Consider the following 6,664-nt stretch of genomic DNA (forward strand, 5'->3'; position numbering starts at 1 on the left):
CTATGGACACAACGACTATTTATACCTTTTAAGTAATGCCTGCATTCTTACCCTCTCGGATGATGTTCTTTGTGAACTTTCCTGAGCCGTTCAGGCGTGACCTTGGTATAAATCTGTGTGGTTGAAATGTCTGAGTGCCCCAGCATTTTTTGCAAGGTCCTTAAATCCGCCCCGCCTTCAAGCAGGTGGCTTGCAAAGCAGTGCCTCAGCGTATGCGGGGATACGTTCTGTGAAAAACCCTTTGAATAAAGTTTAATAAGCTGCCACAATCTTTGTCTTGTCATGGGCTTTCCGCCCTTTGCAATAAAGAGCGCAGACGCTGTTTTTTTTCTGAGCAGTTTCGGTCTTAGCTCCTGAATGTATTTTTTTATTGTCTGCATCGCGGCCTCATTGACCGGCACAACCCTTTCTTTTGAGCCTTTGCCCATCACTGTGATAAAACCCGCCTCAAAATTAATGTCATCCGTCTTTAAATTAATTATCTCGCTGGCCCTCAAGCCTGAAGAATAAAGAAGCTCAAGCATGGCACTGTCCCTTAGTGAAAATTTTTCATTCTGAGGTTTTTCTATGAGGGAAAAGACATCGTCCGCGCCGAGAATTTGGGGGATATGTTTCCAGCCCTTTGGCGTGCTTAGATTTTCCATGGGGTCTTCATCTATGATTTTTTCCAGAAGCATAAATTTGCACAGCCCGCGTATGGCGGATATGTTTCTTGCAACCGTAGGCGTCTGATTGCCGAGGTCACGCAGGTGATTCAAATACAGAAGGAGGTCACTCTTGGAAAAACTCTTCAGGTCTTTGTCATTTTTCTTAATGTAATCCTGAAATTTTCCGATGTCGTTTCTGTATGATTCCAGCGTGTTTGAGGAAAGTCCCTTTTCAACTGCCAGATAATTAAAGAACCTCTCAGTCAGGTTAACCATTAATTAAAAGATACAGGATGAGGATGAAAGATGCAAGGACTTGTCCCGAGTTATTCGGGATGCAAAGGAAAGAAAGTGAACAGTGAAAAAACAGGGGCAAGGGGTAAACAGCAGGCTTGGGTATCTGAGAAGGTTTAGTGCGACTCCTTAGATGCCATGTTGCCTTGTTCTCTCTAAAAGTTATTTTTGGATTGCAAAAATATGGCGGTTGCAACATGGCACTCTTGAATTTTGTCGCTTGCTAAAATTTTGAGGATACTCAAGCCTGCTGTTTTGAAGATAAAGGCCCTGCATGAAAAATTTATTAATTTATACCAATAGATAGTAGTTGTATTATCTTAAACCACAAAATATAGAAGTATTATTTTTTCTCTTGACAACCTATTTACAGACCCCTATACTGTTAATTGTGGAGTAAAGTGGTAGAAAGTGGAGGATAAATGCCGGGATTTTTCGGGAAACATTATTACACCTTAGATCCAAAAGGCAGAATCATTATCCCTGCTCCTTTCCGTGAAATACTTTCATCAAATTATAGCCTAAAACTTATTTTTGTCAATGATATTTTTGACCGCTGCATCTGCGCCTATCCGATTGATGAATGGAACCAGCTCATGGAAAAAATGAAAGGAAAGCCGCAGACCATGGATGCAGTCAGATATTACATGCGCCGCGTTGTCGGCTCTGCCGTGGAATGCGAAATAGACAAACAGGGCAGAACGCTTGTTCCGGCGTCTCTCAGGGATGATGCGGAATTGGGCGGCGAGGTAGTCATGATAGGGCAGGGAAACAGGATTGAAATTTGGAACAAAAAAGAATTTACAGATGTTGCTGATCCGTCAAAGGTGGACAGGAAGGCTTACATGGAACAACTGTCCGGACTTGGTTTGTAAATTTGGGAATGGAATGTCCGGGGATCGTCCATGTCCCGGTTATGCTGACGGAGGTGCTTGAGGCATTGAAAGTAAAAGAGTCAGGGATATACATTGACGGCACAACAGGGCTCGGTGGGCATGCTGAGGGCATTTTGAAAAATGCACAGCAGTGCACGCTGATTGCAATGGACAGCGACGAGCTTGCAATTCAGGCGGCAAGGGAGAGGCTGAAACCTCTTATGTCAGAAAGACGCAAGGTGCATTTTGTCAGGGACAATTTTTCAAATATGAAGACAGCGGTTAATGAACTTGGTTATGAAAAGGTTGACGGGATCCTGCTTGATTTAGGTGTTTCAACATTACAGCTCAATACTGAAGACAGGGGTTTTAGTTTTTTAAGGGATGAGCCCCTTGACATGCGGATGGACAAAAGACAGAGGCTTACGGCCGCTGAAATTGTAAACAGGTATCCTGAAAAAGACCTGGCCCATATCATCTGGCAGTACGGAGACGAAGGATTCAGCAGGAAGATATCAAGGGCGATTGTTACGGTACGCAAAAAACAGCCGGTCAGCTCCTGCCTGGAGCTTGCGGAAATCATAGAGAGGGCTATTGGAAGGCGGGGCAGGATTCATCCTGCAACAAAGACCTTTCAGGCCTTAAGAATTGAGGTAAACAGGGAGCTTGCCGTGCTGACTGCCGCAATTGATGAAGGCGCGGGCATTCTCAATAAAGGCGGAAGATTCTGCGTGCTTTCATATCATTCGCTTGAAGACAGGATTGTGAAAAATTCATTCAAAAAACTTTCAGCCGAAGGACGGCTTAGTATTATTACAAAAAAGCCTTTAGTGCCGGTCAGAGAGGAAATAAGGACGAATCCGTCTTCACGGAGCGCAAAATTCAGGACAGCGGAGGCGTTATGACTGCAAGACGTCTTAAAAAAGGGTGGAAAAGGGGTCTTATAAAACTCGGTCTTGTCCTGTATCTGGTTGCAGGAGTCTTCTGTCTTGTAGGACTAAGGTCTTCGGCAATAAGCATGGAATATGATATCGGTAAGCTTCAGAAGGAGAAGGGAAGTATTCTAAGGGAAAGAAAAATGCTCTTTGCACAGAAGGCCGGTTCATTTTCAATGAAGAGTGTGGAAGATGCGGCAATAAATGATCTCGGCATGAGCCTTCCGGAGAGAGAGAAGGTCATCTTTGTCAGAAGGATGCGGCCGGCAGGACCCCGCGAGGCATCTGTAAAAGCAGACGCGGGCAGTACACCATCATGGCATTCGCCTTTAAGGGCATTTAAAAATATGAGGAGGGCTGACGATCCATAAATGGACAGCGAATGTATTCCCCGTGGTCTTGCCACTGGGTTAGCGAGCGAATGTAATAAAAAGAAATTCCTTGCATTAGATTCCTTGCGGTTTCTGCCGCAGGGAAGATCAATGTGTATTAAAATTTAATATGAGGAGAGAATTGAGAATCATAACATTGTGGGACGAGCATTAAATAATCGCTGACAGACATGGAATCTGACGGCAGGCTGAGGCATAGGGAATGAACCTTAGCCTCAGGTCAGACTTTTTTATTTTGAACTATGAAATACAGAAGAAGAAAAAAACCGGATGTTGCACTGCTCTGGGACAGGTTCCCTGACGCAGATTATTCTCACAGCAGAAAAAGGGCTGTTGTGCTTAAGACAATAGTGTTTTTTGCGTTCTTTGTTGTATTTTTTAAGCTTTTTTATCTCATGGTTATCCAGCATAAGGATCTCTCAGAGAAGGCGGCGCAGCAGTATTCAAGGGCGGTAACATTAATGCCTCAGAGGGGGACTATTTATGACAGGTCCATGAGGGAGCTTGCCGTTAATATAGAAACCAATTCTTTATATGCCGTGCCCTTAAAGGTGGATAACATCAGTTATGTATCTTCACGGCTTTCTCCGGTAGCTAAGGTTTCTGCAAATATTCTGAGCAGCAGGCTTGCAGACGGCAAAGGCAGGAAATCAAGTTTTATGTGGATTACAAGAAAAATGGACGAGGATATGTCACGCGGAGCGGAGAAAGTAAAAGATGAATTGAAAAATACAGTTGGCATTGTCACTGAGACAAAGCGGTATTATCCCAAGGGACAGCTTGCGGCGCATATTCTCGGGTATACGGATATTGATAATAAGGGGCTTGAAGGCATTGAACGCCGTTATGACAAATATATGAAGGGCCAAGTGAAAAAAGTTCAACTCGGCAGGGATGCCCACGGTTTAAACCTTGCCAATAACACAGAAGAAGGCATCCCGGGCAACAGCCTCCTGCTTACTATTGACGAAGGACTTCAGCATATAGTTGAAAGGGAGCTGGCCGGCGCTGTTGAAATATGGCAGGCCGAAGGCGCGGTGGGAATAATGATGGACCCGGTGACAGGCGAAATCCTTGCCCTTGCCAACATGCCAACATATGACCTCAACATGCCGGCTGACGCGGAGGCCTCTGAAAGGCGCAACAGGGCAATTACTGATTCGTACGAGCCGGGTTCAACATTTAAAATAATTGCGGCTTCAGGGGTTATTGAAGAGGGGCTTGTCACGCCTGAAAGAAAATTTGACTGTTCCAAGGGCTATATAAATGTCAGCGGCGGAAAACCTATCCGCGATGTTCATAAAAACGGCGTGCTTACATTTAAAGAGTGCGTTCAAAAATCATCAAATGTCTGTCTGATACAGGCCGGCGCAATACTCGGCGAGAAAAAATTTTATAAATATGTGAAAGAATTCGGTTTCGGCGATAAAACAAAGATAGACCTCATAGGAGAAGTGGGCGGGCTTTTAAAATCGCCTGAATCATGGTCCGGAAGGACGCTTGCCACCATATCAATCGGGCAGGAAATTGGGGTGACCCCCTTGCAGATTTTAAGGGCTTATTCGGCAATTGCCAACGGCGGCAGACTGATGAAGCCGTATATTGTCTCTGAAGTAATTTCGCCTGACAGAAGGATTATTGAAAAATCTTCTCCTAAGATTGAACGGCAGGTTGTTTCAGAAGAAACGGCAAAGACCATGAGGGATATTTTAAAGACGGTTGTTGAAGAAGGCGGCACCGCGCAGAGGGCGTCCATAAAGGGCAATCTTGTAGCAGGGAAGACAGGCACTGCACAGATGATTGACCCCAAGACAGGGCGGTATTCCGCTTCTGATTATGTGAGTTCCTTTGTCGGTTTTGTCCCTGCAGATAATCCGAGGATTTCACTTATCATTGTTGTATTCAAGCCGAGGGGCGCAAGGTACGGAGGCACAGTAGCCGCCCCGGTGTTCAGAAACATCATAGAGCAGACGCTTACATATCTGGATGTTCCTATGGAAAGGGATGAGAATAATATTACACTTGTCAGTAGATGACACTTAAGAGTCTTATAAAGGGAATAAAGGTGGCAAAGGTTACCGGCGATGTGAACTGTGAAATAAAGGGGATTGCGTATGACTCAAGGAATGTAAAAGAAAGATTTCTTTTTGTGGCTGTCAGGGGGTTTTCCACTGACGGCCACAGATATATAAATGACGCATTAAGCAGGGGGGCTGCTGGTGTGATAGTAGAAAAGGAAGCGGATTTATCCGGCATATGTTTGTCATGTGACGGCGCGGCGTTTGCAACTGTTGAAGACAGCAGGGATGCATTGGCGGCCGTATCGTCTGCGTTTTACAGAGAACCTTCAAAGGGCTTATCCCTCATCGGAATTACAGGGACGAACGGGAAAACAACAACCAGTTATATAACGAAGAGCATACTTGATACATGGGGCAGGAAGGTTGGTCTTTTAGGGACCATACGTTATATAATAGGTAATAGAGTTGCTGCGGCAATTCATACGACTCCCGAGTCTTTAGACCTCCAGGGATACCTGCGGGAAATGCTGGACAATAATGTTGAGTATGCTGTGCTTGAAGTGTCCTCCCACGCATTGACTCTTAAAAGGGTTGAAGGCTGTTCTTTTAAAGCGGCGGCGTTTACAAATTTTACGCAGGACCATCTGGATTTTCACGGCACTATGGAAGAGTATTTCACTGCCAAGGCAAAAATTTTTGATTACGTTGAAAATGGCGGTTATGCCGTGTTGAACTGGGATGACCCGGCGGTTAGAACCCTCACAGAGAAATTAAAGTGCAATGTCATAACCTGCGGTCTTCAGGAAGGGGCAATGATAAGGGGGATGAATATAGACAAGGCTGAAGGAAGAAGGAAGAAGGATGAAAAATCCTTTTTTCATAATTCAACCCTCATAATTCAACCTTCTGATTTTATTATTCAGACGCCGGGAGGTGAATTGAACATAAGTTCTCCTCTTGCAGGACGGAATAATGTTTATAACATCCTGATGTCTGTCGGGATTGCCTATGCACTTGGCGTCGGTGATGAGGCAATAATTAAGGGCCTAGGGGAAGTAAGTCCGGTTGAAGGCAGGTTTGAAAAGATTGATGCCGGGCAGAAATTCCTCTGTATACTGGATTATGCGCATACCGAAGATGCGCTGAAGAGGCTTATTGAGGAGGCAAGGCTGATAACAAAGGGTAAAGTCATAACGGTTTTTGGATGCGGAGGCAACAGGGACCGGGATAAAAGGCATAAGATGGGCGCGGTTGCAGCGGAGTTAAGCGATTTTGTGATAATTACATCCGACAATCCGAGGACAGAAAATCCGATGTGGATTATTAACGATATAATTGCAGGCATTAAGAAGAGCAACTACATGATTTTGCCGGACAGGGCAGAGGCGATAATCCGGGCGGTATCAATGACGGAACAAGGCGACACCCTGCTTGTTGCGGGTAAAGGGCATGAGGATTATCAGGAAATAAACGGCATACGCCGCCCTTTCAGCGACAGGG

At 45.0% G+C, this 6,664-nt stretch carries 6 protein-coding genes; 5 read left to right on the forward strand and 1 reads right to left on the reverse strand.

Going from position 1 to position 6,664, the window contains the following annotated elements:
• Window positions 1-47: 47 nt before the first annotated feature.
• Window positions 48-923 (reverse strand): site-specific tyrosine recombinase XerD, encoded by an 876-nt coding sequence (gene xerD / locus HZA10_11185; GenBank protein MBI5196865.1) that lies wholly within the window; start codon window positions 921-923, stop codon window positions 48-50.
• Between the two features lie 440 nt (window positions 924-1,363).
• Here xerD and mraZ point away from each other — a divergent pair, with 440 nt between their 5' ends.
• The 5 genes from mraZ to HZA10_11210 all read left to right on the forward strand — a co-directional run.
• The gene (gene mraZ, locus HZA10_11190; GenBank protein MBI5196866.1) at window positions 1,364-1,816 is read left to right on the forward strand and encodes a division/cell wall cluster transcriptional repressor MraZ; all 453 of its coding nucleotides are present in this window, start codon (window positions 1,364-1,366) and stop codon (window positions 1,814-1,816) included.
• Between the two features lie 8 nt (window positions 1,817-1,824).
• Window positions 1,825-2,721, forward strand: coding sequence for a 16S rRNA (cytosine(1402)-N(4))-methyltransferase RsmH (gene rsmH / locus HZA10_11195; protein MBI5196867.1), 897 nt, complete (start codon window positions 1,825-1,827; stop codon window positions 2,719-2,721).
• Entirely contained in the window at window positions 2,718-3,122 is a 405-nt protein-coding gene (locus HZA10_11200; GenBank protein ID MBI5196868.1) for a hypothetical protein, read from the forward strand. Before rsmH ends, HZA10_11200 begins: the two co-directional genes overlap by 4 nt.
• Before the next feature lie 263 nt (window positions 3,123-3,385).
• Window positions 3,386-5,179, forward strand: a complete 1,794-nt coding sequence (locus HZA10_11205; protein ID MBI5196869.1) for a penicillin-binding protein — start codon at window positions 3,386-3,388, stop codon at window positions 5,177-5,179.
• Window positions 5,176-6,664 (forward strand): UDP-N-acetylmuramoyl-L-alanyl-D-glutamate--2,6-diaminopimelate ligase (locus tag HZA10_11210; protein MBI5196870.1); only part of this gene is annotated, 1,489 nt, incomplete at its 3' end. The genes HZA10_11205 and HZA10_11210, both read left to right, overlap by 4 nt.

It is taken from the genome of Nitrospirota bacterium (assembly GCA_016212185.1).
Classification (GTDB): domain Bacteria; phylum Nitrospirota; class Thermodesulfovibrionia; order UBA6902; family DSMQ01; genus JACRGX01.